This is a genomic window from Providencia sp. PROV197 (genome assembly GCF_028479625.1).
In the GTDB taxonomy this organism is placed as follows: Bacteria; Pseudomonadota; Gammaproteobacteria; order Enterobacterales; family Enterobacteriaceae; genus Providencia; species Providencia vermicola.
The window spans coordinates 41651-67483 of sequence record NZ_JAMPNZ010000015.1 but is presented as its reverse complement, the minus strand read 5'-3'; the positions used below and the strand labels follow the sequence as shown (position 1 = coordinate 67483).

Genomic DNA, 25833 nt, shown 5'->3' with positions numbered 1-25833 from the left:
TTAGTGACTAATAAAATAAAGTGAATGGCTATGCCATAAAAGCCAGTCATTGGGATATTCGCGAATTGAATTTTCGATAATAACGGGCATTTGAGCTGCAACATCCTTTGCAGCAATAGGTGGATATATCTTGATTTTTAAGCCATTTTGATAATACAGATGATAAAAAACGACCTGCGCTGAAATCGCATTAGATAAACGTACAACCCCATTATGTAATTTCGCTGCTCGACCAAATAACTGACACGATAATTTACTCGACATCCCTTCTTCAGTTTGAATGGTGTAATCTGGCGTGATATCTGGAAATACAATCATATTTTTTTGGCCCGCCGCAGTTTCTGTCATTAAAGTCATTAATTGAGTCGCTAATGACTTATTGTCTTGATGAATTGAACAATACGACAAATTCACTTGGCCTAATTCACGGGCAGAGGCATTGTATTTTTGTTGCTCCGCACTGGATGAAACCACTACCGTAGCGTTGCCTGGAGTAACTCCAGAGCCGACTATCGTAGCCAGCACATCAGAAACCATATGTAATGGCGCCAAAACAATCGGTTTATTTTGCTGATGCAAAGGTGCAACAACACTATCAAGGGCAAGAATGCAGGCTTGTAATTGCGCCATAATTTGGCGGTTTTGCCCCCATGTAGCCGCTTCTTCCAAAATAAAGCGCTGTACTGCGGCCCATCTCGCATCGACGTTGCCATTCGTCTCCACTAAACTGCGATAATTTTGCGTTGCAACTTTGTTTTGATTACGGTATTTACGACCGAATACCCCAATTCGGCAACCCAGTTTAGCGATTAGCAGAACTGGGACAATATAACCTCGACGCAAAAGAAAGCGAAAAGAAGAGATTCCATAGTGGCTGAGATTTTCATATCCTTTTTTAAACGGTATTAAGCAGCTTTTTACACTGAACACCGTCCAAACAATTAAAAACTGGATCACTGTGACGCCTTATTGCTTTTTTCCAATAATTCCAACATATAAGCTGAAAATTCAGGGAAATCACGATCTTGATAAACTACATATCGTTTATTAATAATAAATGCAGGGGTGCCTGTGATTTGGTAATACTGGGTAATATCAGCCATATATTTAATACGTTCTTTAACTGCGCTGGTTTGGCTAATTTCATGATATTTTACTGAGTCAATGTCATGCTGCTTTAACCATACATCTAAAATATCTTTCTTGGTTAAGTCCAGTTTTTCGTTGATAACTGAGTTATAAAGTGCCTGACGTAATTCGGCTTCTACCCCCATTTCTTCAAGGGTTGCAAAAATAGGCGCGTATGCAGCAAGCCCTACGCTATTATCCATTGCTAAATGAATGGCTTTAAACGTAACACCCTCTGGAAGCTCCTTTTCAAATTTGGCCATATTGTCATTGCTTAACGCACAATAATGACAACCATAAGAAAATATTTCTATGATGCTATTATCTTCCTTTATTGGGCTTGATAAAACTTGTGCAGTATTAAACTCGACAAAAGAAGAATCATCTAAGTTACTATTTGAAAAAGTATTAAAGATGAAAATATGGTAGAACAAAACCGTCATGAGTGAAGAAATCACAGCAACGAATATTGTGTAAATTGTGATGGTTATTGGTTTAAAATGCATATTCATAACAGCCGTTCCAATTTAAAGTAAAATATACATGGGGGTCCATCCCCATGTATTAATTAAAGGTAGTTAAATTAAATCTTATGGTTTAACAGCACCTGAACAGTTTGCAGCGTCAACATTTTTAGCTTTGTATGTTTTATTTCCATGCTTGTCAGTACAAGTTGTAATTAATTTACAAGATGAAACGCCACCAACAATGATACTTTCATAAGAATCAGTACAAACTTGTTTAGTTCCACCAACTACAGCAGCAGCTTCGATAGCATTTAATGTTTTCATGTTATTTCCTTTTAAGATAAATATTAATTAATAAAACACATATCTGTTGATGATTTTTCACCAACAAATTCTTTAGAATTTTTTATTTTTAGAAAAGAAGAACAATAATAACCAACTAAAAATTCAATTGATTTAACCTTTCATTTTCGCCAAACAAATAACTCGCCTTATATCTAACGTCTCTTGCTTTATCCTTTTCACCTAGCTCATTTAAAACCAGAATCCAAGAAATATAAACATTAATGTCAGGAGATGAATTTGATGCGTCCATAGCCCAATCATTAAATAAATTAAGGTACTTAATATCCTGCGTTTCGTTATAGCGCAATAAATACCCCATATTCAAATCAAACTGATAACGGTCATACATCAATAAATAGTTCCAATTATGGTAAAGAGGCTTTTCTATTGATAACAACATTTGCTGTCCCGTTTTTTCTATATAGGTTAAATATTGTTGTGCTTGTAATGTCATGTATAACAGAATGACGGACAAGGCTGAGCCAAATATAATAATTCCTTTTGAAAAATAGTTCACCATCTTATTTAGTTTATATTTTTTATTTGGTGAATCAGCACAGCGTAATAACAATATTAAAACTATCCCATGAGGTATCGATAACCACAAAGGAAATTCTGTCATCATATGGAATATGATAGGCAAAGCCGCTACCCAATAAATGTAATTTTCATTTTTATTTTTAAATGTAGATAGCAATAAAGCTACACCACCGATAATAATTAAAACTGTCGCAATAAGCCCAACAAAACCACCTTCGACCATCCAACGTAATATTTCATTATGTGGATGTGACATTATTCTTTCATTAGTCTCTAGTAAACCACCACCAAATCGCTCTAAAAATACTGACTCAAAACTTCCTACGCCCCATCCCAATAATGGTTTTTCGCTGAAAAGATATAAACTATGCTGCCATAAAACCCATCGAATTCGTGATGTATTTAATTTACTTTCAGTCGCATCTATAATATTAAGACCATTCTTAATTCCATAGCCAATTATTAAACCAAGAATAACAACTAGAAATAAAAATAAAATTTTCTTACGATGATACTTTGCAATTAAATAAAAAACAATAAAAATTAAAATTAAATTTAAATAACCTGTTAATGATTGAGACAAAGGTACTGTTGCACTCATTAAAAGCAAAGCAGTAGCAATAAAGCCAACTAAATACCATTTAGCATTCTTTATTTTGATCAACAAACTTACTGCACTTGCTATTCCTACGCAAATGAAACTAGAAAAAACATTAACCTGTTGAAATACACCATATGGCCTATCTCCATTTAATGGCGGATAAGGTAGACCTATTAATGGCAATAGATTAAAAACTTGAAGCATCGCCAATATACTTTCTATAATAGCAGCAACAAGTATTCCATAAAGTATAATTTCACGGACTACATTTGAAATATTAAATTGAACTAAAACCTGATAACATATCAATATCCCTAATAACCAATAAGCTGTTAAGTAAGCATTGTAACGATAGTTCTCAGGCGAAAAAAAACATAGCACCATTAAGATAATTAAGCCTAATGAAATAAAATTACTTGCTAATGAATAAGTTATACTTATCTTTTTTATTTGAAAAAAAATCGCCACCACTAAAAATAAAGCCAGAAAAAAGGCACTAACGATATTTAATGGTAGTGAAAATCCTGCCCCACCTAAATTAGGTAGATAGATGTGAAATATAATTCCAAAGCACACAATCACACTACCGATAACAACCCAATTACTCTGACTATATAAATATAAATATAAATTATTTGATTTTTTTATTACACTCATCGTATTTATTTTACTTATCACTGATAATTTAATGTGTAATATGCAGTGCTATAAAATAGCCCATATGTAATAGTCTGATTAGTTCGAGCTTCTGGTTCAGCTTCAACATAAGCTTTAAATTGAAGCTCAGTATTATTATCCGCCAGATTTTGCGCCAATGATGGAACATTTAACTCTATCGGTGTTTCATTTAAATTTAATAGCCCAATCCCGATTCCATTCGCTTCGCTTTTGTCATTAATCGCTAAATGATCAGGGAGATTAGTATTTTCTACTCCATTAAATGTTACTGTTACCGCGTTAAATACAGACGTATTACAGTTTATTAAATGAATCGAAAATAATAAAGGTTTCGATTTTCCTGTTGAATAAAGCTCTTTTACTGAAACCTCTTTAAAGTCTACTGGCACCTTTTCACTACCTGGTGCAATTTGGCAAGGTGTAACCATCACATTACCCCTAAAAGAATAACTCCCCATATTAGTATGAGTAATATCTGCAACAGCCTGATTTGAACCAAATAAAAAAAGGCAACATACCGATAAATAAATTGTGTTTAATATTTGATTATTATTTTGCATTGTTAACCTCATTGGAATTCAGCGAGGATCGTGCCTGTCGCTGTAAATTCACCATCGTCCACTGTGCTACCTGGAGCTGCAATTGGTGCCGCAGTTAAATTCCAAGTACCTTGGTTATTAAAAAAATTAGGTACAGTATAAGCTTGGTTAGGTTTAACTAATGCTCCCGTCAAATTCTCTTTAATAACAATGCCAAGGTTTGTTCGCTTCACGCCATTTTTTAATGTTCCGTAATAATCCGCATTAAAATCGGCTTGACCTGAAGCACCTGGGAGTAAAGATAACTTGATGTTCAGATCCCCCGTCGTAAAGCTTCCACCTCTACATTTCACTGGGATATTAAAAGGTTCTGCATAATTAATTCCATTTAATTGTTCACTTGTATTTGCAACATCTTTAAAGTCAATATTAATTGGATTTCCATCATTTATCGTACATTCATCAGCAACTGTAATAATTCCCGCAGCCAGTACAACACGTGTTGATGGAATTGGTGCATAAGACGTTAATCCATTAGTCGCGGTTCCTTTTTTAGCAAATACTTGAACTAATTCTGCTTGGTTTATGGTAATTCCATTAATAATCGGTTTTTTTAACCTAAACGTTACTGTTCCGCTAGAGCCTGTTCGAAGCGTTACTGCATAAGGACGGCTATTTGTACTCGTCGGCCTACACTCCATTGGATCAGACCCCCCATTCCACAAGTTCGATGCCGGAACAGCCACTTTCCTAGGCTGCGTCCCGCCAAGCTGGATTTCAACTTTCACATCGAAATACTCATTTAAGGTCAAATAACCCGGATTTTGCATTGATTGGGGTATTGTTGACATAAAATCAAAGGTCATTCCAGAATCGGGATTGTTGTTACCTGGCCCACCAGGCTGCATATAAGTTTGACAATAAATATCAAAATAAGGCCAGTCTGTAACATCAAAATTAAATACCGTCTCTGCGTCTTTTTCATTTATCAAAAGCTGGTTATTCATTCTTGCTTCGAATGTATAAGTCCCTCCATCGGGTATTACAGCCCCATGTGGATACCCAAATACTGACAGAGGTAACAATGCCACTACCGCCAAACTAGTCGCGATCGCTATATCTTTTAATATTTTATTGTTGGATATAGACATTGTTATAAATACTCCAGTTTTAACCTAACTAATCCGCTAAAATTACCTGCTGAAACAACTTGGCTTGTTGCTTCTAAAGATGCGTTTAAGGTAATGTTATTATCCCCTGGCTTAAGCACCCATGAGCCTTTAGGTTGGTTAAGCATTAAATTCTCATGGTCTTGGCTGAAAATACGCAATCCCGCACCTTTAACACCACCACTAACTCTCACTAAATCTGAATTATAGAAATCAGAATCCCCCGCAATACTCAACGAAACCGCGCTTTCACCTGTTAGGTAATAACGCTTACCATTTTGCGTTGCTTCTCCCGCCGAATTTACAAAGGATCTAGATGCACCACGCTGGCAATCTTTAAGCCTCACGCTAAAAGTCACTGGTGTACTTCTATCGCCAATACGATGAAATGACCGCGCACTTACCTCACCTAAATCAACATATTGTTCCTGAGTATTTAATTCAAGAACGCAAGGCGATGCATACACACTCCCTTGAAAATGCACAGTACTGTGTACATCCAATAAGGTTTGACGCGAGGTTTTATCATCAGCCATTTCCGCAACCGCAGAAAAACTGCCGACCCCTAGTAACACAAACCCTAAGCATTTAATTTTCATTCGAATACTCCTAGCGTGGCTGTTGCTCCGGTGGTAGTGCTTTACAGATATTTCCATTACAGCTGTATTTTAGTTCTGGATGGCCGCCGTAATCGTTCACATACATCATGGTAAAGCTTTCACCTGCTCCATTAACCTTAATATCTAGATGAGATTTAGGCGCTACCATTACCCCTGGAAAATCCGTTAATTTTTTCCCACCCTCTGTAATCAACTTATTATTTAAACTAATAATAGTGACAAAATAAGGTGTCGGGTTTTCAGCTCGCCAGTTATTTCCTTGCTTATAAAATGTCACTTGGTCTTGCCAAATTGCACTTTTTGACGTGGGAATAATTGCCGTTGGTCGATAAAATAATTTGATGCGCGATTGCATCGCTAATTGTAAAACATTTGGTTTATCTGGCTTTGGTGGCACTTCCCTAACATTTAAATAAAATAAACTTTCGCGATCTTGAGGAAGTTTATCTATTTCCGCTGTTTTTGAGACTCGAGCAACACCTTTTTGTCCGCCATTAATTCTCTGTAATGGGGGTAATACAACTAATGGAGATGTAATTTTTTTCCCATTTGCATCTTCAACCCAAGATTGCGCTAAAAAGGGAATACTTGAACTGGTGTTTGATAAATTAGCACTCGAAGAGGTTTCCGCACCGGTAATAATCAACCGAGTTCTATCTAGTGATATTCCTGCATATGATTGGCTTACTCCAGCCATAATTACCAGTAAACCACCCACCCATTTTTTTATACAAATCGCCATTTTTTATACCTTATTTAAAAACTTGTTCTGATTGTCATTTCATTATTGGCAAGGCAGTAAAACTGACATACCAGGATTAATTTTTTCAGGTAATTGAATTTTGCATTGCGCTTTCCCACCCCAAGAGACCGTTAATGTTTCTTTAGGATTTACAGCCATCAAATACGCCAATCCATCTTCCATCAACATTGCAACATTAATACCGTCAGCGTTGGTCACATCCGCCCCAAACGGAGGAACTGTATTATTAAAGCGAATTGTGGCAATCAGTTTTTCACCTTGGGCAACAGCAAATCGCTGGTAACCAATCGCCCCTTCCGTCAGTGTTGACGTTGCGATCGCTTTGTTGGTATCAACATCACTATTTAGCTTATCGACATCAATACGGGTATCGAAGCTGTAATAACTCACGATATCTGGTACCACTGAAATACCCGCCCAGTTTGTTCGTGTTTTTTCATGGTTAAATGGCACACCACTAATCCCATTGGTATCGACCATAATCCTGGCTGTATCAGTTGTTGCGCTACTATTATGTAGTGCGGCACCATAGGCTGTTGCGGTAAAGCCGCCGCGCAATGTCCCATTGATGGATGCAGTTTGTCTTTCTTGATAGCTGACGTTGGTATTTACATCAGCAAGTTGAGTGCGCTTTTGATAATAACCGTCAAATTGCACACGATCATCACCACTACGCCCAGCTCTTACTCGCCATAAGTTATTGAAATCTCTATTATCGCTATACGACAACATATGACTTGTTTTACTTCCGCTATTTTGTAAGTCATATCCCGCCCAACGGCTATCACCAACAGGCACAGAGACAGAAAGGGAGACACTATCGTCACGTCTTCCTCGATAATCTGAACGATAAGCGGCAATATTCGTAGAAACCCCATCGATGCCCATTAATCGGAATGTTCGACCAACAGACAAGCCATACCTATCTTGAGATGTTTGATCCCAAAAAGTTTGATGCGTGTAAGTTAAAAATAGTGTTGTTCGCCAATCAGGCTCATCTGCCCAAAACGTTTTATTCGCGGTGATGGTATACATCTCTTTCTGGCGACCTATACCTAAATAACGGTTTTCACGTTCATCTAAATATTGTGATAGTGTGCGGAACTTATCTTGTGAGAAGCGATATCCCGCAAATGTGATCGTACTGTTTATTTCATCAAAAGATTTTGAATAACTCAGACGAAAAGAAGACCCCGTTTCTGTATTTTCACCAGGAATTCGGCTAACTGATTGTGTCACATCCGCAGACAAAGCTCCGAATACAGATAAGTCACGGCCTAACCCTGCTGAAAGTGCGGTATAATCCCGGCCGGCAAATAAGATCCCTCCAATTAACGACCAGTTATTACTCAGCCCCCAAGAGAAATCTCCTGTCGCAAACATTGGCCCTTCTGGCTTATGGTTAAAGCGAGAAGGCTTACCCATTGAGACGTTATAACGAACATAACCAGGTCGAGTTAAATAAGGGATATTGGCGGTATCAATCTGAAAAGTGGATACATCACCGTCATCACCTTCAACTCTAACATCCAAAGTTCCTCGAATTGAGCTTTGCAAATCTTGAATACTAAATGGCCCCGCAGGTACTGTCGTTTCATAAACAACACGCCCTGCTTGGCTCACTATCACCTTTGAATTACTTTTAGCAATGCCATTGATTTGCGGCGCATATCCCCTTAAATTTGGTGGTAACATACGCTCATCGCTGGCTAAGTTAAGTCCTGTATATCGAATAGTATCGAAAATTTGCGAATTTAAATAAATTTCACCCAGAGTTAATTTAGCCGCTATATGAATTAAAGGGCGGTATGCATAAAACTGATTCCAATCGAATTTTCTGTCACCACGCTCATTGTAATTTGCTTGGTAATCAGCTCTAAAACGCCATGCACCTAAATTCACTCCAGCTTGGCCATAAGCAGATAAAGAATGTCTACTTGTATGCCTGACTAAAGAACGTGAAATCGAACCATTTAGGTTATAATCGAACAATAAACCTGAAACACCTGTATCCCAACGCTCAGGCGGTACCCAGCTTGGGTCTGAATACTTCATCCAAGCTTGCGGCATTGTGATATCAAGCTTACCTTCGAAGTTATTAATTTTGACACCTGATATAGGTAAAATATTCGAGCATCCTGGTGAGATCGCCTGAATTTTCTTTAATGCATCTTCTTTAAGTGCCAGCATATCAATTTGTTCAGGCGTAAAACAAACGAGCGTTTTTTCACTATCCTGAGGGTCAATGATATAAGTAACTTTTTGCTGCGATAATGATTGCCCATTAATATAAACATCTAATAGATAAGTACCAGGAAATACAAAGTTGTCTTTTGAAAAGCGAGTTAAGTCAATATTATTACGATCCCCGACATCTAATACATCTGTATTAAATTCAACAATATCGTTAGCTAACATATTAGGTGAGTAACAAAGCATTGCAATATATATTGCAAATATTTTTTTTATATTCCCACTGAAAATAATCATTTTAATTCACTCTGAATTCACTAGCTATTCTAAAAGACCAATCCGATTCTTAATAAAATCGCAAATATTTTTATATTTATTCAAAAATAATCCATTCTAAATCTCAATACACCTGCAAATTCACCCGCCTTAATGTATTTTTGATAAGCGACTAAAGTTGCAGTAAACTCCAAACTGTTTCGTCCCTCGAGCAATGTATAATCAGGTAGCTTTGTATTGAATTTTAGTATTTCTCCATGAGAATTTTTTAATTGAATACCAAAACCTTCTGAATCACCATTAACTTGAAGTAACTGACCGCGGTCCACAGTGCTTCCCATCATTGTTATTTGAGCTCTTGATGCACTACCTTTATCTTCGGAAGGAAGCGTACAACCGACTAGCTTTATATTAAAATTTTTACTTAAAAGTAAATTAGCATCAGGCGTGATTTCACGTGCACTCACTTCCCCGAAATTAATCCAAAGCTCTCGACTATCAGGATCGATATTACAAGAAGCCTCAATTAACTCGCCTTGCATAACAATATCACCTGGGGTGTTATTTACAGCACTTCCCCAGCTTAATAAGGGCCATAATAAACTAGAGCTTAATGCTATTTTTTTAACTCGAATTATCATGGGTAACACCGCTTTAATTATATTTCTAGGCTCAGTATTGCGGAGTATTTAATACTCCGCATACAATCACTAAATTAATTCCAAATTATTGGTAATCGATTTGGAAGTTAATTGTAGAATCGAAGTTACCTGGAGTAACAGCATTAGATGCGTTATCTGATTTCAGGTATGCAACAAATGGAATTGTTGTTTTACCATTAGTTAAGTTAACCGCTGTAGAAGCCTGGCCCCATACAACATCTTGATTTCCATTATCTCTTAAACCAATACCAGCACCGCTTGCTGTTCCTGAAGTAAATGCAGCTAATGCGCTATCATTCGGATTTACTGTAGATGGCGTGTAAGTAACAGTTGCAGTTTGAGCTACTGTAGTATCACAGCCTTGCAGAACGATATCTTTTTTAACATTACCTGCACGCTCACCATTTTTTAAATTTGATACAGGGATTTGGTAAAAATTAACTTTTACAGGGCTTGACTCTTCGCTTAAACCACAAGCAGAGTTAACAAGCTCACCTGTAATTTCAATTGTACCGTTAGTTGGGGTACCTGTATAAGCGGCCATAGCTGCAAATGAAGCAAAACCTGATGCTAATACTGCGCCGACTACAAATTTATTTAATTTCATATTAATTTAATCCTGTATGATTTATATTTTGCTATAATAGTTGTTCATAACAACTTTAGATAAAAATAATCATTAATCCATATAATGATTATTTTTAATAAAGTTATCACCTTGACAAAGTTAAATTTATTTATTTGTATTATCTGTTTATCATGCCTTGTTCTTAATTGTCATGAGCAAAAATTATCGCCACATTTTTTTTGTATCTTTATCTAAGATCGAATAATAGTTTTTTTCATTCATTACAATGCATTTTAATCTTTCGTTATCATGCTTATCTATTACATGATTAAAAAAATCTCGCCATGACTTATTAAATAGTGCTAAGATGGTGTCCATCATTTCAAACGTTAATTTCGTTTTTCCCGTTTCATAGCGAGAAATTTGTTGTTGACTCACATTTAACTTTTTTGCCAGTTCGCTTCCTGTTAAGTTTTGCTCTTTCCTTATCCCTCGCAAATACTGTCCTATTTCTATATTTATCCCTTTAGAAAAATAAGCCATCTTTATTTAACCTTTATATTAAATAATAAATTTTAGACACTTTGTTAAATTTAGAATGATTATATGTCTGAATATTTAGTTTGTATAATTGATAGTGCAAATCTATTTTTATTAAAAAAAAACACCGCCCTATTAAAATAAGTATTTGTTACAAAAAAATGAAACTTAAAGTAAATAACCATTGAATAACAAAGAGTTAATTTTTTGGTAGTGAAAATACTTAGTTAAATATTTACAAATTGATACAATTTAAAATATCAATATATACTTTTAACCCGCGCCATGTTTATTTAGGTTAAAATTTAACCACTAAAGTTAATGAAATAAAATTTTTCCACTCGTATTTTGGGTTTAATTTTATCTTAAATATTTTTTTAAGACTTATCTTAGCCTGTTAAAAAATGAAGTGTTTAGCTCACTAAGCGTAAAGGGGATTTTTAGAATCATATTTATGTGGTTTTAGAATCATAGTGAGAGGATTCATCAGTGAGGTCGAGAATTGAAGTTCGAAATTTCCCTTCTAGCTAAGCCCTTCCCACAAATATTGTTTCAGCTTTATCTTATCATTTGAATCAAAAATAATGCCTTCACTGATAAGTGCTTTTTTATGTCGCGTATAGCTCTCCCCTTTCACAGACAATTTCCCTTGCCCATTTATAATGCGATGGCACGGCAAAGTACTGTCTGCGGGGATCGTGCGGATCACTTGGCATACTTGTCGTACATAAGTAGAGTAACCCGCCATTTTGGCCAGCGTGCCATAAGTCACGACTCGGCCTTCAGGGATACTACCGATTAAGTGATAAATTATATCTTGAAAAGAGGGAGTGCTATTCATAATAAATTACTTATATTCAATATGTTACTTAACTTAGTAACGTTATTAAGTAGGCCTATATTTAATATAGAAAGCCCATGATACGTCTAAAATCAGAGCAGACAATAGAATGTATTATCACTCTAAATCGCCTTCACAGCCACGACCCTATGATTTTTAATTGTTAAACACACCTAAGTTTCTTTAATATAAAATAAAGTCAAATTGAGGTTACCGTTCGAATTTCATGAAAATACTCTTAATTGAAGATCATACAAAAACCCAACATTGGGTTAAAAATGGCTTAGAAGAAGCAGGTTTTCTTGTGGATACTGCCCAAGATGGCCGTGATGGTCTCTATTTTGCCTTAGAGAATAACTACCAGTTAGTTATTCTCGATATTATGCTCCCTGGCATGGATGGCTGGGACATTTTGAAAATTTTAAGGACATCTAAAAATGTTCCTGTAATTTGCCTCACCGCTCGCGATGCAGTAGACGACCGAATTAAAGGATTAGAGCTCGGTGCAAATGACTATCTCGTTAAACCATTTTCATTCTCAGAATTACTCGCTCGGGTTAAAAATCTCTTAAAAGTTCATCAACCCACATCTACAAATATGGCGGTTGCGGATTTAAAAATAGACCTCACTCGCCATGAAGTTGAACGTAGTGGTATAAAAATCACCTTAACCCGTCAAGAATTTTCTCTTTTACTGTTTTTTGTACTGCATTGTGATGAAATCTTGCCGAGAGCATTAATTGCAAGTGAAGTTTGGGGGATTGATTTTGACAGCGATACCAATGTTATTGATGTCGCTATTCGCCGGCTAAGAAAGAAAATCGATGATAATTTTGACGTTAAACTCATCGAAACGATTCGTGGTATGGGATATCGCTTAAATAGGCCAGAAAAATGAAAAAAAAATCGCTACGCTTTAAGCTTATTTCATTATTTATTGCTTTGATGGTTGTAAATGCAGGTATGGTGACGTGGGTTTTGTATCACTCACTTAAAAATGAGCTCGTTGAACAAGATAACAACTTACTCATTAACCGAGCCCACCAGCTCGCCAAGTTAATTTCCAGTGGTATTGATATCAAAACGCTTCCCATGTATTTCCAAAGCATGATGGATATGCGCCAAGATATTATCCAAATCTCGGATGACGCTGGGCGCGTATTAGTTTCGACAAATAATGCGCAACTTGATACCCAACAACTCAAATTAGTGCCACAAAAACAATTAAATCTCAATGTTATCAACCATGGGAAAACAGCGCAGGGGATCCCCTTTTCCTCCGTATATTTCCTTTCAAACTCCCCACAAGGGCCCTTACAAGTTGTTCTCGGCAAAATATCGGTCGACCGCAGTGGCATCTTAGCCCAATATTTAACCCAAAGTATGCTGGTTTCAGCATTTTCAATATTACTCATGGGGATACTCAGTATATGGCTCTTGAAAAAAGGACTGTCAGATATTCAATCGCTTAGCCAAATCACAGCAAAAACAGATATTTATACATTAAAGAACCCTATCGATATTGAGCAGTTGCCGCAAGAGCTTAAAGAGCTGGGTAAATCAATGAATACCATGCGCCAACGATTGAAGCATGATTTTGTTAAACTCACCCAATTGGCTGATGACTTAGCCCATGAGTTAAGAACCCCAATTAATGCTATTCGTGTGCAGAATGAAGTTACATTGCAGCGGCCTCGTAGTGTTGCCGAATATGAAACGATGATCGTCAGTAATATCGAAGAGTTGGATAAACTGGCTAAAATGATCCAAAACACCCTATTTATTGCCCGTGCTGAAAATAAGAACATTACGTTGAATCGCGAAAACATCGTTTTATTTCAAGTTATTGATGAGGTGTATGAGCTATTTTCCGCCTATGCACAAGAAAAACAAATCGAGCTATCATGTGAGCCATCGTCATTAACCCTTTATGCTGACCCTACACTACTCACTCGAGTTTTCATTAACATTTTCTCAAATGCAATTAAATTTTCTCACGCACAAACTCGCGTACTCACTGAAATCACTACATATCCAAACCACCAAGAAATTAAAATCACTAACCAAGGCGATCTGCTGCAAGATAATGAGGAAATTTTCACTCGTTTTTGGCGGGGGGATAATGCTCGTTCAACAGAAGGCTCTGGTTTAGGATTAGCAATTGTTAAAGCAATTGTTGAATTGCATGGTGGGTCAGTAAGCTTTGAACACTGCTCAGGTACCAGTACAATTACCCTCCGATTCCCTACGATCAAGTAAGATGACAAATTTGTCATCTTACTGTCAGCTTTATTTTTTGCGCGTTTGATATAACAGATTTAATCCACCTTATTACTCTGGAGCGCACAATGAAAAAAACACCAAAAATTCCGACGTCTCAAATCACAGATGAGTCGATTTTTTTTATGAAACGCCGACAACTTCTTAAAGCCTTGGGTATCGGAGCCGCAGGATTAACCCTTGCATCTACGGCAAATGCAGGTTTATTTTCTTGGTTTAGTGACGATACCCCCGCGACTCCAACCGTGCCTAGAAAATCGCTGATATTTATTCAACCTCAGGAATACCAATCATCACTTATTCTGACACCAGAAGATAAAGTGACTGGGTATAATAACTTTTATGAGTTTGGGCTCGGTAAGTCAGATCCCGCCGATAATGCTCATACATTAGTCACTGACGAATGGACTGTCACGATTGAGGGTGAAGTTAGCCATCCAATGACTCTCAATTTAGATGACATCAACACTAAGTTTCCCTTAGAAGAACGTATTTATCGAATGCGCTGCGTAGAAGCGTGGTCGATGGTTATTCCATGGGTTGGTTTTCCACTTGCGAAGTTATTAGCGCTAGTGGAACCTACGAGCAAAGCTAAATATGTCGCCTTTGAAACACGTTACGCCCCCGAACAAATGCCTGGGCAAAAAAGTCGTTATGTTGGTGGCGGGTTAGCCTATCCCTATGTGGAAGGATTACGCTTAGATGAAGCAATGAATCCACTCACTTTATTGGCCACTGGCGTATATGGAAAAAGCTTACCTAACCAAAATGGCGCACCTATCCGACTAGTCGTTCCTTGGAAATACGGCTTTAAAGGCATTAAGTCTATCGTGAAAATCCGCCTAACTGAGCAAATGCCCGAAACAACGTGGAACCTTTCTGCACCAGATGAATATGGTTTTTATGCCAATGTAAATCCTCACGTAAACCACCCCCGCTGGTCACAAGCAACTGAACGTTTTATTGGTGCAGGTGGCTTAGGCCAAGTAACTCGGCAACCCACGTTGCTCTTTAATGGATATGCCGACCAAGTGGCAAGCTTATACCAAGGAATGGACTTGCGGAGATACTATTAATGTCCCAAGAAAATAAACTAACAGTATGGTTAACCAAAGGGAGTATTCACCTTGTTGCTCTACTCCCTTTGTTGTGGTTAATTTTTTTGATAGATACCCAGCAACTTGGCGCCGATCCCACTAAAGATATACAACATTTTACAGGGATCACTGTGTTACGTTTATTAGTTCTGATTGCGTGCATCCCACTTATTGCTCAATTATTACGATTTACCACATTGTTTCAAACACGCAAAGCACTTGGGCTCTGGTGTTTTTTTTGGGCAGCTCTACATTTAAGCAGTTATCTGTTACTTGAAATCGGTATAAATAATTTGGGGTTATTTTTTGAAGAAATTTATTCGCGAGTTTATTTAGTTATTGGCGCTATCGCTTGGCTATGTTTATTTCTGATGGCTATTAGCTCATTAAACTGTATACGTAGTTGGTTAGGTACATGGTGGAAAAGAGTCCATATGCTACTTTACCCTACCCTCTTACTTGTACTTTGCCATTACATTTTGTCACTCAAAACACTCACACCTGAACCTTTTATCTATTTAGGGCTAGTTGGATGTGCATTTTTTTATCGTATAAAGAATCAATGGAAAATGTCTATTTCATCATAAATATAAATTGAAATGAATAAAACCTATCGTTTATTTTTCTATATCTTTTTATGATATGTTTAAACATAATTCGAATACTTTTAAACACCTCTAAAAAATACATGCCAACAAAAATAATTTTATATTTTCAATGTATATTCAGAGTTATCACATACTAAAACAATTCTTTAATTTACGATATAACTCGACTAAGATAGATGGTGAAAATAACTAAAAAAGATAGAGTGAGTAGTTAACATGAAAGATATTAATAAAGAAAATAAATATATTAGCTTTAGAAATAATGGAGTTTTTTTGATTACTGCTATAGTCAATTCAACCATTTGTTTTTCTTTATTTGGCTTCATAGGTGGGACATTTGGTCTTTTAACAACACTATTCTCTAATGTCGTTTATGATACAAAGCCTGATAGTAGTAATATTTTTTATGTATTTTTTTTATTATGTTTAGTTATCGTTGGTGGGGGGATTGGTTTTATACTAAAACTAACAATTTATTTTCATATTTACTTATTTATCCTCTCCTATTGCTATTACCTATTTTACAAAAAAGATGATTACTTAGATCGTACATTTCCATTTTTGATTATCTTTTCTTGTATGGGAACAACACTTGACTCTATTAGCTTTGACTTGCCGATGGCCTTTATCTCAGGGGTTGCTATTAGTCTGCTTACATTTAGCTTACTTAGACATAAAAATTTTGAAAGTCATGCATTTAAAAATGGATTATTTTCAAAGGAAATATATCATAGTGATGAAAAAGTATATATACGCGCTTTCTTATTCAGTTTTTTTCTATTTTTAAGTCTTTCAATACCTGACTATCTAAATTTATATAAACCTTATTGGGCGCCTCTAACATTCATTATGTTACTCCATCCAAAAGAAATGCACATAATAAAGGTTACCTTACTTAGGTTTTTAGGAAGTCTATTGGCAGCCGTTTTTGTTATTGCCATGTTTAGCATAACCAAATCACAGGAAACTTATATTTACTTAGCAGTTTTAGCTTTAATCATATTTTTTATGCCAACACTTTTCCGCTTAAATTATCTACTAAAAACATTTTCTATTACTGTTTTTGTTCTACTTCTTCTTGAAGAAACTCAATTTTTACATAACCCAAGTTACTTACTACCGATATCAAGAGCATATGAGACATTTATCGGTGGTGCTGTTGCAATTCTTGCAAGCTTAGTTTTAAATATTTTTAGGATCCTAAAAAAAGAAAAATCATAAATTAAAATTTATAGTAATAAAAATAAGGAAGCCTTCTTTAAGTAAATGTTGAAGCTTCCTCTATATTTAGACTACCATTGAAGAAAACCATAACAAAAAAATAACTACACTCTTATAAAAGTTTTCATACATATTATTTATTTTTACTTCTATTACAATACCAGTGGCTAAACCAACGTGTAATGTAAATATAAACTAAAATAATTAATGTAATAGTGAAAATATCCATATTTAATGTTTTTGTGTCAAAACCAATTATGCTGATAAATATCACAGGTGATAATACCAAAAGTATTAAATCAAAAAACAATTGTAATCTATAAGGCTCTGAAGTAATTCCATGCCATATTGATTTAGCTATTTTCATTTCAAAACTCCTTGTTCTATTATAAACTTAAAAATAACAGTATCATATTTAACTATATTGCTTATTACTCACTGAGTATCCAATATAGATAGCAGCAAACCCGATAACGACACTTAAAATCAAGTAACTAACTGCCACTAAGAAAGCCCCTGGATACTTCATTATCTCAACGGCGCCATAGACAAAACTAGAAAATGTTGATAACCCACCCATTACACCTGTGGCAAAAAATGCATTCATCCCTTGGCCTATTTTCTTCCTCATTAATAGTCCAGCGACAATACCCAGCAATAATGATGCGAGAATATTTGCTATAAATATGTCAAGGGGAAAGTGATCATTCATGGTAGGAACAGACACCATCAGTAATTCTCGGGAAATTGCGCCAATTGCACCACCAATAAAAACTAAGATCATAATATTCATTTTTAGCCCCTGTTAGTTTGCTAACCAAGCACCAATAAATGCCGCAGCTAACCCAAATAAAACCGAAATTAATAAGTAAAAGAGTGCGAGTAATTTTTGTTTAGTTTGAGTCAACTTCAAGGCATCAAGCTGCATGCTACTGAATGTTGTATACCCCCCCAGTAACCCTGTTAAAATAGCTGATTGTAGAAATGTCCCATAGCGGTCATCCCAATCAATAGAAAAATAACGGCTTAAAAAACCAATAACAAATGCGCCAGAAATATTAATGATGAACGTTGATAATGGAAATTTTCCGTGATAGCTCTCGCCCACTAGGCGACCAATCCACCAACGCAGTAGTGAACCAATACCTCCGCCAGCTCCAACTAATAAAATATCAATAGCTACCATTGCAGCATCCTCTATTTGATATCATAGATATAAAAACATCGTTTCTAGAATTTAAATTAAATACATTAATGTAATATCAAAAATTAACAGTCATTAAATGAGCATAATTAAATAGCCAGTGAATACTTTTGATAATTTAAAATAGTTCACTCTGATATTGTTATATTCCAAATCGATGTACATACCTTTTCTAATAGGAATTTATTGTGGCTAAAAACAATCATCGATAATGGTCTTTCTTCCGAGAGCTGAATTAAAAACTGCCATATATCTTTCTGTAAGTGAGCATCTAATTGTGCAGTGATTTCATCTGCAATTAAGGTTTTTGTTCTCGGGTCTAATGCTCTTAATAAGGCAATTCGAGCAAGCTCTCCGCCCGACAGTTCATTTGGTCTTCTAGCCAACCACTCTGATTTAATAAACAAACGTTCAAGGTAGTATGGAGCAGGCTCCCAAGCATCCTTCACACTTTCACCGACTGTCCGATAAGGGTTAAAGCACTTTTCAGGATGTTGAGGAACGAGCTGAACAGGGCAATATTCGTTTTGAGACAATTTTTTTCCATTAAATAGCACATCTCCTTGCGCAGGTATTTGCCATTGGGCTAATACACGGCCTAATGTTGTTTTACCAAAACCACTCGGTGCTGAAATCCCTAGGCGCTCATTTTTATTCAGTGAAAATGACAGTGAATCCCATAATGTACGGTTATCTTGCTTTATACATAAGTTTTTGACTTCTAACATGTTGAAACTCTCTATAAACTAATAGATGGATAACCAAACAACAGCAATAAAAATACAAATAATGGAAATAATACCGCCTGATTTTGTAAACTCTAAAAACGATATTTTAATACCATGCGCAGAGGATTGCTCAACAGCAATAATCCCTGCAATACTACCAAATATAAATATATTACCCGCAAAACAGGCCCCTAAAATTAACGCAGCACCTAACAAATCGACATTGCCATGAGGGTAAACAAACTGGATCAATAAAATCACCGTTGGTGTCGTCCCTACAAAAATACTCATTACGATGGTGACCAAAAATAACGTAATAGGGCTATTTAGGTCGATACCTTTGCCCAATAGATAATGCAATATCTCCTGAGGGATACCAGTATTAGAAAATGCGGTATTAATAATAAATAACCCCATCATTAAAAGAATTAAGTCTCCATCAACATGCTTTAACATGTCACTGGACGCTATTTTTCTGTTTAACAATAAAAAACAGGCTGCTGACAATGCAACAAGCTCACGAGGTAAATCACTAAATAAAAAAGCGAGAATAACCGCAAATAAAACCGTAGCGGCTTTTATCGTTTCCCACCAATTGAATTCAATAATCGAAGGCTCGCCATTGGACAATGTTGACTTTTTATCGTCAGATAAATACCAACGATTACGGTAAAGCAAAGTGATCACACACCATACAATGGGAATTGAAAATAAGACTGGAATAGCCGTAATATTGAGTATGCCAATAAAAGATAAATCCAATCCTTGTGCCACAACCATATTTTTAGGGCTGCCAATTAAAGAACCTGCGGCACCGTTATTGGCCGCAAAGCAAAAGCCAAGTAAAAATGGAATTGGGTTAAGACCACGAGATAATGTAACGGAAACCAATAAAGGCGTCATCGCCACCACAACAATATCGTTTGTAAGTACCGAGGCAAGAAGTGCGCCAACAATAATGAAAACAGCCATTAATTTAGGTGGGCTAATATTTAAGCTCGCCACTTTTTGTGCCGCTTGGTGATAAAATCCTGATACTGTAAATGATGCAGATACCACCATTAAGCCAAATAGTAATCCAATCGCACTGTAATCAATTGCATTCCAAGATACTTTGGGCGAGATAATCCCAAACCCTATCATGGCCAATGCCCCCGCTACAGATGCACCAGTACGGTCAATTTTAATCCCAGGGAAAGTCCCAAAAGCCATTGCGACATACACTAGAATAAAAATAATAACGGTTAGATCCATAATAAACTCTCTATCTCTTATCTATATTTTTATTTCTTCGTATAAATGATAAAGCTGCAGATACTCCACAGCAGCAATTTTCTATTGGGACTCCAGCATATTATGATTCTAATATGTTGTTTGAAAAAATAATATTTTCCATCACTTGGTTATTAATGTTTTCACCAAAGATCATTTTAATCAGAACTTCACTTCCTAAAGATGAAAGCGAAATGAGTAAATCCGCATGTAGTAGCTGCATGTTTTCGTAGTTTTTGTCATCATTTACAGCAATAACACTTTTAATATTTCCACCAACAATTTCTTTCGCAGCCAACATAGAAATGGTGTTTTCAGAATCAGAGTCACCTAAAATAAATAACGCTTTTGCCTGATCTAAGTTAGCGCTATTTAATGTATGTTTATTAATTTGGGCTGTGACAATAACTTGCGCATTATCTGGATAGCTCTTTTTTTGATCTTCATGACAAAGCACCATGACATCTAAGTCGCGCTTTCTTAATCCGTGGTAGGTGTTTAAAGCTAGGGGGCTTGCGCCAACAATAATATAGTGGTTTTTCATACGGAATAATCTCTTCTTAACAATTTCCTGTGTGCTTTTTGCAAATACCCCTAAAAAATAAACAATAGAGGTTGTGAAAATTGTAATACCTAAAATTACAATCGAAATGGTGAACAGTCTTGCCTCAACGCTAATTGGAATAATGTCACCAAATCCCACCGTCGTCATACATACCAGAGCAAAGTAAAATGCTGATGAAATATCAGTAACATGGGGTTGAAATTGTTCGCCTAAATACAAAGTTCCAAATACAGAATAACCCAATAATACGCTTAAGCTCATGAAAGCAACAAAGCCTGCACCAGATAAGCTATGGCGATTAAATGCTTTCCAATTTGCAACAGCAATAATCAGTACTATCAGTGAAAAAGTTCCAGTCAGGACATTTTCCCTTGCTAATACCAAGTTAATTAACATAATAATAAACAGCATAAAGCAGCTAAATAACCAACCGATCCGCAGGCCTAAATATGTAGGAATAGCAAGGATAATGAGTACAACTCCAATAGCAAATCTTGGAATATCTAATAACTTAACTAATCCTAAAGATTGTAGCCAATCAACAAAACCTAGATGCTGAGGGTATAAATGAAAATCATAAGTTGAGATGATGGGGATAATAATCAATATCCCATCTACAAGTATTAATAATGAGAGCACTAAGCGTAGCATTCTCATATTTTGAATATATTTATATATTGCATTTTTTTTCATAATTGAATACCAAAAAGTTTTAGTGCAAATATTACTGCCGATGCTTAGGCATAATATCTTGATTCGGTACTAGAAATAGCCATGATGCTAGAACAAATGGCATCGTTAAGGTCGGGATACCAAATGGTTCAAGAATAATATCGAGTGCCCCTTGAACAAATACGGTAAATATCACACCAACGATGGCATAAACGACCACTCGATAGCTCGGTTTATTAAAGGTAGAACCTAAAGCAATCGCAGTTAATACAGCGCTAAATGAATATAAACCAGTATGAATACTCGAAAAGTCACCTTTTAAAAGAGTTGCAACAATAAAAGCAAGAAGAGAACCAAATACGGCAAATATCGCTGCCCATATAGAGCTAACCGCAAGACCAATGACAAAAAGAATGCCGACAATCATGCTACTGAGTAAAAATACTTCCGAGACACCACGGAAAATATCAGCAACCAGATCGCTATGAGGAATTAACCCAATGGGTTCAATAAGTTGTTTAGGTAATGCGGGGGTCGGCAATGCAACACCTTCAATACCTAAGAAATTGTAACTCGCGAGTAAAATGATCCATGATACTAAAACAAAAGGGGCTGTTAATGCTGCAACTTTCCAGTTTTTTAGAAAATCCATTAAAGAGATAGTCGCTATAACAGAAACGATACTCCCTAATACGATTGTTACCCAAACAAATGGGGTATTCTCTAAGAAAGTAGGAAGAGCAACCCCAACTAAGCAACCATTGTATCCATAAAGCCCCGAGCGCAGTGATTCAGTATCTAATTTACTAATATAAGCGGTAAGTGTAGCCACAATGGTACCTAACAAACAACCTAAAGCGACTTGCGGCATGCCTTCTAAAAACGCACCGATGAAAATGGCAATAAAAAATAGAAGTCCGGTGAGTGCGTTATTTTGAAACATAACTTGAGCACAGCCACGCAAGACGATATCAATAAATTGTATCGCTATATTTTTGCTGGCTAACTTATTCCAAGCATTCTGATTTATTATTTTTTCCATCATGAAATTCCTTGATAGGAATATCAGTAGAGAAATCATAAAAATTACTCTACTGATAATATATTAATAAATTACTTTGATAACCTAACCGGTTATTTCAGTCACTTTATGACAACCATTACTATTTTGTATTAAATGCAATAATAAACATTTAATGTAATAAACCGCATTTAACGCCATAAAAAAGGTTCTTGTAGCGAAATACCTAATATCTCTTCTCTCGCTATTTGCCAAAAATATCTGACAGCATCCTTCACTTTTGGACTATCAACCCCCAATGCTTTAAATATTAATCCACAGTCATTCGGTAATTGAGTTGCACCAAAAGCAATTTCATTTTTCGGGTCATATATCGCATCTAGACGTTCTAAAATACGCTCATGATGAATTTTAGGTGTCAGTAAAATAACATTGCCAAAAGTATCAAAGCTATCCATAACCGCTTTAAGATTTAACGGTGATTTTTTTGGCTCTAAAATGTATTTCTCAACAAATAATTCTTTATTGAACGATGATTCTGCTCGAATATGGGATGAAAAAACATCAAATCCAAACTGTTCATCTGGGTGGTGATATTTCCTGCCCGACATGAGTATTTCGGAATAAATCATTGTCGCACTTGGATGAATATTAATCCGCGTGTCAGTAATAAACCGAGAATTACGGTGAGGAATTATAGGATCGGGTAAATACTCTAAATACCCATCTTCCTCAACGATAATATTCTGGTACTGTGTGGCATAGTTGGCTTCCATCATATGAACCTTGGTCGCAGATTGCGTTGTCACATGAGCACAAGCACCTTTTTCAACTATAATATCAAGGGCTTGCCTATCACCTTGCAGTAAACTACCAGAGGTAGAGATCATAGTGACGCAGGGTAGATGGGGCATCAACTCATCCCAATACAGCGCTTTTTGCACTAAAGAAGGAACGCGACGCTCCATTTCCACCAGCTCACTACGATACTCTCCTTGAGCAAACCTTAATTTTAAGTAACCACTTTTACCAACAGCACCACTTTGCATTTGCTTCGGTTCATCTTGATATGCGGCGAGTTCAGGTGCATTGCTGCCTAAAATATGAGCTTTAACACGCGTTGGAGTATTTGCTATATCTGCCCTGAAATTCGTCATCTTTACCCCCTTGGTACTTGGTGCGTAAAGAGGAATTTATCCATGATCATATCAACCAACTCAACAACCCCTTCCCCCGTTTTACAGTTAGTCAGTATATAAGGGCGGTCGCCACGAACAATTTTGGTATCATGTTCCATCACTTCAAGACTGGCACCAACATAAGGCGCTAAGTCAATTTTGTTGATAACTAAAATATCGGCTTGAACTAAACCTGGACCATTTTTACGTGGAATTTTTTCACCTTCAGCCACATCAATAACATAGATGTAAAAGTCAGCAAGTGCAGGGCTAAAGGTTAAAGTTAAATTATCACCGCCACTTTCGATCATAATCACATCGCTATCAGGGAAGCGTTCTTCCATATCTTCAACTGCAGCAATGTTCATACTTGGGTCTTCACGTACTGCAGTGTGAGGACATGCCCCTGTTTCAACACCTAAAATTTTCTCTTCATCAAGAATGCCTTTCAAGGTGCGCTTTACTTGTTTTGCATCTTCAGTCGTCACAATGTCATTCGTGATGATTAGCGGTTTAATACCTCTTTCAATGAGGATCGGGGTGATCACTTCAATAATTGCTGTTTTTCCTGAACCTACTGGTCCACCAATTCCGATCCGAGTCATTTTTTTCATCATTTTTCCCCAAAATTTTTAGTTGTTCGTTAGTTCATAAACAAACGGACAAACGATTTAGTGTGTACCGCAGCTAAGACATCAATCACAGGAACATATGAGGACATTTGCTCTATGTCACCATTAGCTGCGATGTCACAAAAAACCTTAATTTCTTCATTTAATTCAAAAAGAATATGCTGTGTTTCATAGTGTGTGATACGCATTAGCCGCATCGCAGCACTCAAAATGGTCATGGCAATACCATATTGGTGCATCACAACAACATCTCTTTCCGCGATCCCTTGAACAGCCATAACAATGGCTTGTGTTACTGGCTGAGTCCCTGGAACCTCATTAGCTTTGATTTTCGCAAGCCACCCACTCACTTGTGGGTTCTCAAAAATATGGACTGAGATTTCAGCGAGTTTTTTCCCCATTCGGGTTGTCATTATGCGTGCTTCTTCATTCAATTTACGGTTATGTACCGCCCAATCAACCTTCGCTAATGTGTCGTTATCTTGAGCAATAGCAGCACGATGAGCCGCCACAATGGCGATACAATCTGAATGAGCTGCGACACTCAAAGACGTATGAACAAAAGATTTCAGCGTTTCTTTGTCGTGAACAACACCTTTTTGAATGGCGGATTCAACCCCATTTGAAAATGTAAATGCACCAATTGGTAGTGCTGAATCACCAAACTGCATAATTCTAATTAGGTCAGATGCTTCCATATCACTTTCCTTACTCATGAACACGAACGTTATTTGTGTGTATGAGTGTGCCCATGGTCATGATGGTGATCATGACTGTGATCGTGGCTGTGTGCATGATCATGACTGTGACTGTGCCCGTGGATCTGCCCTAATTCCACATGAACATGCGTATCTGTTTCCTCTGCACCACCAAATAATAAACGCGCTTCAGAGTGGCTCAATTCAGGTAAAATGCTTTCACCTTTCACAAAGGCAAATGTTTCTTCACCAAAACCATGTGTGCGCATGACCGAACCCATGACTTTTTCACTTACCGTCAGTGGTACGTAAACAAGATCACCCTTTAAAACGGCTTTCCAGTGCTGGTTACCTAATGCATGCCCTAATTCGAAACTAATACGAATATGTTCTTCAGTACTTAGGTTTTTCAGGTGGGACAAATTGACCATCATGACGTCACGTAAAGAGATCTGAACTATCGTCATTGTATTGGTTGTTTCATCAAATAGCAGGACATCACCATCCGACAACAAGACTTTTCTGTCCAGCGCAATACCTAAGTCTTGGCCTTTTTCAGTATTTTTACGACAGCGGCTTTTCTGTGCTTCTCGTTGATCAAGGATCAACGTATCAACGTCAGCATTTTTCTGGCGCGCTTGCCACACTGGGTCTTTTTTAACATTGCCAAGAATATGTTCAATAATGATCATAATATTACCTTTTATGTTAATTCTGCCCGCCACTG

At 36.6% G+C, this 25833-nt stretch carries 29 protein-coding genes; 5 read left to right on the top strand and 24 right to left on the bottom strand.

Annotation, left to right across the window (positions count from 1 at the left end; genetic code table 11):
- From PR808_RS07925 to PR808_RS07865, 13 genes are all read right to left on the bottom strand, one after another.
- Complete coding sequence (locus tag PR808_RS07925; RefSeq protein ID WP_272539057.1) at positions 1-957, bottom strand: ABC transporter; 957 nt, start codon at positions 955-957, stop codon at positions 1-3.
- A complete protein-coding gene (locus tag PR808_RS07920; RefSeq protein WP_206082833.1) occupies positions 954-1640 on the bottom strand; it encodes a DsbA family protein in 687 nt (228 codons plus the stop codon). Before PR808_RS07920 ends, PR808_RS07925 begins: the two co-directional genes overlap by 4 nt.
- Before the next feature lie 78 nt (positions 1641-1718).
- Positions 1719-1919, bottom strand: a complete 201-nt coding sequence (locus tag PR808_RS07915) for a DUF4762 family protein (protein ID WP_206082834.1) — start codon at positions 1917-1919, stop codon at positions 1719-1721.
- A gap of 115 nt (positions 1920-2034) precedes the next feature.
- Positions 2035-3738, bottom strand: coding sequence for an O-antigen ligase family protein (locus tag PR808_RS07910; RefSeq protein WP_272539056.1), 1704 nt, complete (start codon positions 3736-3738; stop codon positions 2035-2037).
- A gap of 17 nt (positions 3739-3755) precedes the next feature.
- On the bottom strand, positions 3756-4319 hold the full coding sequence (locus PR808_RS07905) for a fimbrial protein (RefSeq protein WP_272539055.1): 564 nt from the start codon (positions 4317-4319) through the stop codon (positions 3756-3758).
- Between the two features lie 8 nt (positions 4320-4327).
- Positions 4328-5449, bottom strand: a complete 1122-nt coding sequence (locus PR808_RS07900; protein ID WP_272539054.1) for a fimbrial protein — start codon at positions 5447-5449, stop codon at positions 4328-4330.
- A gap of 2 nt (positions 5450-5451) precedes the next feature.
- Positions 5452-6066 carry a fimbrial protein gene (locus PR808_RS07895; protein WP_206082838.1) on the bottom strand — a complete coding sequence of 205 codons (615 nt, stop codon included), beginning with the start codon at positions 6064-6066 and terminating at the stop codon, positions 5452-5454.
- A gap of 10 nt (positions 6067-6076) precedes the next feature.
- The gene (locus PR808_RS07890) at positions 6077-6784 is read right to left on the bottom strand and encodes a fimbrial biogenesis chaperone (RefSeq protein WP_404462930.1); all 708 of its coding nucleotides are present in this window, start codon (positions 6782-6784) and stop codon (positions 6077-6079) included.
- 87 nt (positions 6785-6871) lie between these two features.
- Positions 6872-9340: a fimbria/pilus outer membrane usher protein gene (locus PR808_RS07885; protein ID WP_371007061.1), complete on the bottom strand. Its 2469-nt coding sequence runs from the start codon at positions 9338-9340 to the stop codon at positions 6872-6874.
- Between the two features lie 80 nt (positions 9341-9420).
- A complete protein-coding gene (locus PR808_RS07880; protein ID WP_206082841.1) occupies positions 9421-9960 on the bottom strand; it encodes a fimbrial protein in 540 nt (179 codons plus the stop codon).
- A gap of 85 nt (positions 9961-10045) precedes the next feature.
- Positions 10046-10588 (bottom strand): fimbrial protein, encoded by a 543-nt coding sequence (locus PR808_RS07875; protein WP_206082842.1) that lies wholly within the window; start codon positions 10586-10588, stop codon positions 10046-10048.
- 183 nt (positions 10589-10771) lie between these two features.
- Positions 10772-11092, bottom strand: a complete 321-nt coding sequence (locus PR808_RS07870; protein ID WP_206082843.1) for a helix-turn-helix domain-containing protein — start codon at positions 11090-11092, stop codon at positions 10772-10774.
- Positions 11093-11612: 520 nt separating this feature from the next.
- Positions 11613-11930 (bottom strand): MGMT family protein, encoded by a 318-nt coding sequence (locus tag PR808_RS07865; protein ID WP_206082844.1) that lies wholly within the window; start codon positions 11928-11930, stop codon positions 11613-11615.
- Between the two features lie 226 nt (positions 11931-12156).
- On the opposite strand from PR808_RS07865, the gene PR808_RS07860 reads away from it, so the two are divergent.
- From PR808_RS07860 to PR808_RS07840, 5 genes are all read left to right on the top strand, one after another.
- A complete protein-coding gene (locus PR808_RS07860; RefSeq protein WP_272539053.1) occupies positions 12157-12828 on the top strand; it encodes a heavy metal response regulator transcription factor in 672 nt (223 codons plus the stop codon).
- Positions 12825-14189, top strand: coding sequence for a heavy metal sensor histidine kinase (locus PR808_RS07855; protein ID WP_272539052.1), 1365 nt, complete (start codon positions 12825-12827; stop codon positions 14187-14189). Before PR808_RS07860 ends, PR808_RS07855 begins: the two co-directional genes overlap by 4 nt.
- An 89-nt stretch (positions 14190-14278) precedes the next feature.
- The gene (msrP, locus tag PR808_RS07850) at positions 14279-15286 is read left to right on the top strand and encodes a protein-methionine-sulfoxide reductase catalytic subunit MsrP (protein ID WP_206082847.1); all 1008 of its coding nucleotides are present in this window, start codon (positions 14279-14281) and stop codon (positions 15284-15286) included.
- Positions 15286-15894 (top strand): sulfite oxidase heme-binding subunit YedZ, encoded by a 609-nt coding sequence (locus PR808_RS07845; protein ID WP_206082848.1) that lies wholly within the window; start codon positions 15286-15288, stop codon positions 15892-15894. The genes msrP and PR808_RS07845 overlap by 1 nt, the downstream gene beginning before the upstream one ends.
- A gap of 237 nt (positions 15895-16131) precedes the next feature.
- A complete protein-coding gene (locus PR808_RS07840; protein ID WP_206082849.1) occupies positions 16132-17136 on the top strand; it encodes an FUSC family protein in 1005 nt (334 codons plus the stop codon).
- Positions 17137-17269: 133 nt separating this feature from the next.
- Here PR808_RS07840 and PR808_RS07835 read toward each other — a convergent pair whose 3' ends face one another.
- The 11 genes from PR808_RS07835 to ureE form a co-directional block, all read right to left on the bottom strand.
- Positions 17270-17503: a hypothetical protein gene (locus PR808_RS07835; RefSeq protein ID WP_206082850.1), complete on the bottom strand. Its 234-nt coding sequence runs from the start codon at positions 17501-17503 to the stop codon at positions 17270-17272.
- A gap of 48 nt (positions 17504-17551) precedes the next feature.
- Positions 17552-17929, bottom strand: a complete 378-nt coding sequence (locus tag PR808_RS07830) for a CrcB family protein (protein WP_272539051.1) — start codon at positions 17927-17929, stop codon at positions 17552-17554.
- Positions 17930-17941: 12 nt separating this feature from the next.
- On the bottom strand, positions 17942-18322 hold the full coding sequence (crcB, locus tag PR808_RS07825) for a fluoride efflux transporter CrcB (RefSeq protein ID WP_206082852.1): 381 nt from the start codon (positions 18320-18322) through the stop codon (positions 17942-17944).
- A gap of 146 nt (positions 18323-18468) precedes the next feature.
- Complete coding sequence (locus PR808_RS07820; RefSeq protein WP_206082853.1) at positions 18469-19068, bottom strand: ATP-binding cassette domain-containing protein; 600 nt, start codon at positions 19066-19068, stop codon at positions 18469-18471.
- Between the two features lie 18 nt (positions 19069-19086).
- Positions 19087-20322 carry an SLC13 family permease gene (locus PR808_RS07815; RefSeq protein ID WP_272539050.1) on the bottom strand — a complete coding sequence of 412 codons (1236 nt, stop codon included), beginning with the start codon at positions 20320-20322 and terminating at the stop codon, positions 19087-19089.
- A gap of 100 nt (positions 20323-20422) precedes the next feature.
- Positions 20423-21598, bottom strand: coding sequence for an ion channel (locus PR808_RS07810; RefSeq protein WP_206082855.1), 1176 nt, complete (start codon positions 21596-21598; stop codon positions 20423-20425).
- 31 nt (positions 21599-21629) lie between these two features.
- On the bottom strand, positions 21630-22622 hold the full coding sequence (yut, locus tag PR808_RS07805; protein ID WP_206082856.1) for an urea transporter: 993 nt from the start codon (positions 22620-22622) through the stop codon (positions 21630-21632).
- Between the two features lie 167 nt (positions 22623-22789).
- Positions 22790-23755, bottom strand: a complete 966-nt coding sequence (locus PR808_RS07800) for an urease accessory protein UreD (protein ID WP_206082857.1) — start codon at positions 23753-23755, stop codon at positions 22790-22792.
- Between the two features lie 2 nt (positions 23756-23757).
- On the bottom strand, positions 23758-24390 hold the full coding sequence (gene ureG, locus PR808_RS07795; protein WP_206082858.1) for an urease accessory protein UreG: 633 nt from the start codon (positions 24388-24390) through the stop codon (positions 23758-23760).
- Positions 24391-24419: 29 nt separating this feature from the next.
- Positions 24420-25106, bottom strand: coding sequence for an urease accessory protein UreF (locus PR808_RS07790; RefSeq protein WP_206082859.1), 687 nt, complete (start codon positions 25104-25106; stop codon positions 24420-24422).
- Between the two features lie 29 nt (positions 25107-25135).
- Positions 25136-25798, bottom strand: a complete 663-nt coding sequence (gene ureE / locus PR808_RS07785) for an urease accessory protein UreE (RefSeq protein WP_206082860.1) — start codon at positions 25796-25798, stop codon at positions 25136-25138.
- Positions 25799-25833 lie beyond the last annotated feature (35 nt).

Coding starts and splice junctions, on each gene's coding strand:
- PR808_RS07920 (WP_206082833.1), bottom strand. CDS start 1,640: ATGAATATGCATTTTAAACCAATAACCATCACAATTTACACAATATTC.
- PR808_RS07915 (WP_206082834.1), bottom strand. CDS start 1,919: ATGAAAACATTAAATGCTATCGAAGCTGCTGCTGTAGTTGGTGGAACT.
- PR808_RS07910 (WP_272539056.1), bottom strand. CDS start 3,738: ATGAGTGTAATAAAAAAATCAAATAATTTATATTTATATTTATATAGT.
- PR808_RS07905 (WP_272539055.1), bottom strand. CDS start 4,319: ATGCAAAATAATAATCAAATATTAAACACAATTTATTTATCGGTATGT.
- PR808_RS07900 (WP_272539054.1), bottom strand. CDS start 5,449: ATGTCTATATCCAACAATAAAATATTAAAAGATATAGCGATCGCGACT.
- PR808_RS07895 (WP_206082838.1), bottom strand. CDS start 6,066: ATGAAAATTAAATGCTTAGGGTTTGTGTTACTAGGGGTCGGCAGTTTT.
- PR808_RS07890 (WP_404462930.1), bottom strand. CDS start 6,784: ATGGCTGGAGTAAGCCAATCATATGCAGGAATATCACTAGATAGAACT.
- PR808_RS07885 (WP_371007061.1), bottom strand. CDS start 9,340: ATGATTATTTTCAGTGGGAATATAAAAAAAATATTTGCAATATATATT.
- PR808_RS07880 (WP_206082841.1), bottom strand. CDS start 9,960: ATGATAATTCGAGTTAAAAAAATAGCATTAAGCTCTAGTTTATTATGG.
- PR808_RS07875 (WP_206082842.1), bottom strand. CDS start 10,588: ATGAAATTAAATAAATTTGTAGTCGGCGCAGTATTAGCATCAGGTTTT.
- PR808_RS07870 (WP_206082843.1), bottom strand. CDS start 11,092: ATGGCTTATTTTTCTAAAGGGATAAATATAGAAATAGGACAGTATTTG.
- PR808_RS07865 (WP_206082844.1), bottom strand. CDS start 11,930: ATGAATAGCACTCCCTCTTTTCAAGATATAATTTATCACTTAATCGGT.
- PR808_RS07860 (WP_272539053.1), top strand. CDS start 12,157: ATGAAAATACTCTTAATTGAAGATCATACAAAAACCCAACATTGGGTT.
- PR808_RS07855 (WP_272539052.1), top strand. CDS start 12,825: ATGAAAAAAAAATCGCTACGCTTTAAGCTTATTTCATTATTTATTGCT.
- msrP (WP_206082847.1), top strand. CDS start 14,279: ATGAAAAAAACACCAAAAATTCCGACGTCTCAAATCACAGATGAGTCG.
- PR808_RS07845 (WP_206082848.1), top strand. CDS start 15,286: ATGTCCCAAGAAAATAAACTAACAGTATGGTTAACCAAAGGGAGTATT.
- PR808_RS07840 (WP_206082849.1), top strand. CDS start 16,132: ATGAAAGATATTAATAAAGAAAATAAATATATTAGCTTTAGAAATAAT.
- PR808_RS07835 (WP_206082850.1), bottom strand. CDS start 17,503: ATGAAAATAGCTAAATCAATATGGCATGGAATTACTTCAGAGCCTTAT.
- PR808_RS07830 (WP_272539051.1), bottom strand. CDS start 17,929: ATGAATATTATGATCTTAGTTTTTATTGGTGGTGCAATTGGCGCAATT.
- crcB (WP_206082852.1), bottom strand. CDS start 18,322: ATGGTAGCTATTGATATTTTATTAGTTGGAGCTGGCGGAGGTATTGGT.
- PR808_RS07820 (WP_206082853.1), bottom strand. CDS start 19,068: ATGTTAGAAGTCAAAAACTTATGTATAAAGCAAGATAACCGTACATTA.
- PR808_RS07815 (WP_272539050.1), bottom strand. CDS start 20,322: ATGGATCTAACCGTTATTATTTTTATTCTAGTGTATGTCGCAATGGCT.
- PR808_RS07810 (WP_206082855.1), bottom strand. CDS start 21,598: ATGAAAAAAAATGCAATATATAAATATATTCAAAATATGAGAATGCTA.
- yut (WP_206082856.1), bottom strand. CDS start 22,622: ATGATGGAAAAAATAATAAATCAGAATGCTTGGAATAAGTTAGCCAGC.
- PR808_RS07800 (WP_206082857.1), bottom strand. CDS start 23,755: ATGACGAATTTCAGGGCAGATATAGCAAATACTCCAACGCGTGTTAAA.
- ureG (WP_206082858.1), bottom strand. CDS start 24,390: ATGAAAAAAATGACTCGGATCGGAATTGGTGGACCAGTAGGTTCAGGA.
- PR808_RS07790 (WP_206082859.1), bottom strand. CDS start 25,106: ATGGAAGCATCTGACCTAATTAGAATTATGCAGTTTGGTGATTCAGCA.
- ureE (WP_206082860.1), bottom strand. CDS start 25,798: ATGATCATTATTGAACATATTCTTGGCAATGTTAAAAAAGACCCAGTG.